Raw genomic sequence first — 1,511 nt, forward strand, 5'->3', positions numbered from 1 at the left:
GAGCAGCACGATACCTGACCTGGAAAGCCGGCACAGCCGTGCAGGATTTTGCTACTATTTTTATAGCTGCTTGCGCTCGTCCATTATGGCTTTCAGCCACTTTTTACTAAAAATCATCCGAACGACATCAGGATGCCGGCTGGTGGTATCTGGCCCAGGCTGCTTCCGTGGGCGTGGTGCTGGCGCCCGGCTGCTGCGGCAGGCTGAAGTGGCCGTCCACCACCTGGGCCGGCTCCAGGAAGCAGTCCTTGATCCAGGGGATGTATTCAAGCACCGTGCAGGCCGGGTGGGCATGATTGAGGTGCACATGCACCTGACTCATGTCGCCCGCGTGCGGCGCCACCGGCAACCGGAAGGAATGCGCCGTGTCGCAGACGCGCAGCACTTCGGTGATGCCGCCCATGCGCGTCACATCGGGCTGCACCCAATGAATCGCTTCCTGGTGGAAGAATTCCGCAAACGCATCGTGCGTGTAGAGCTGCTCGCCCAGCGCGACGGGGATGCTGGTGCTGCGCGCCAGTTGCGCATGGCCTTTCACGTCGTCGTACCAGAGCGGCTCTTCAATCCAGTACAAATCAAATGCCTCTGCCGCGCGGCAAAAGCGCTGGCAGGTGGGCAAGTCCCATTTGCCGTTGCCGTCGGTTGCCATGGTGATGGCGGGGCCGATGGCGCGGCGCACGGCCTCCAGCCGTTTCAGGTCACGGTCGACGCTGGAGCCAATCTTGACCTTGATACCGGTGAAGCCTTCGTCGACTGCGCGCTTCGCCCCAGTCACCAGCTGGTCGTCGGGAATGCTCAGCCAGCCGATGTCGGTGTTGTAAGCGCGTACTTTCTCGCGCACCTGGCCGCCCAGCAGCTTCCACAGCGGCACGCCCGCAGCCTTGGCCTTCAAGTCCCACAGCGCGATGTCGATGGCGGCCTGAGACAGCGTGATGATGCCGGCGCGCCCCACCCACTGCAGGGCCGGGTTGCGCGCCAGCTTGAGCCATAAACGCTGGATGTCTGCCGCGTCTTCACCGATCAGAAGCGGCGCATGGCAGGTCTCGATGCAGCGTGTAATCAGTTGGTCGCTCGGCAAATGGGCATGGGTGCCGGTGAAGCCGTACCCGGTGAGCCCGTTGTCTGTGTCTATCTGCGCCCCGACCACGCCCCAATGCGAAATGGTGTGGGTGCTGTCGGCAATCTGCGAGCCCGTGACGGGCACATGCAGGATGAACGGCTTGACCGATGTGATTTTCAATTTTGTCTCCGGGTGGCACTCAGAAGGCTCAGAACCCGCATCGTGCCAGAGTCAGTCACTTTGCGCCCTGCTCCGCTTCCTGCAAGGCTCGCCACATGACCTTGCCCGAGCCGCTCTTGGGCAGCGCATCGACAAACTGCACCACACGCGGATATTTGTACGCCGCCATGTTCTCCTTGCACCAGTTGATGATGTCGTCTTCCGTCGTCTGGCCTTTGGCCGCGGCGCGCAGCACCACCACCGCCTTGACGGTTTCGCCGCGGTAGGCGTC

The 1,511-nt window shown here is 62.3% G+C and carries 2 protein-coding genes; both read right to left on the bottom strand.

The annotated features are described in order from the left end of the window. Window positions 1-127: 127 nt before the first annotated feature. Entirely contained in the window at window positions 128-1,240 is a 1,113-nt protein-coding gene (locus AC1DWI_RS22800; protein WP_477671453.1) for a mandelate racemase/muconate lactonizing enzyme family protein, read from the bottom strand. Between the two features lie 55 nt (window positions 1,241-1,295). Continuing rightward, a partial coding sequence (locus AC1DWI_RS22805; protein WP_477725866.1) for an AMP-binding enzyme occupies window positions 1,296-1,511 on the bottom strand: 216 nt, incomplete at its 5' end.

Source organism: Polaromonas sp. P3_C2 (assembly GCF_056402675.1).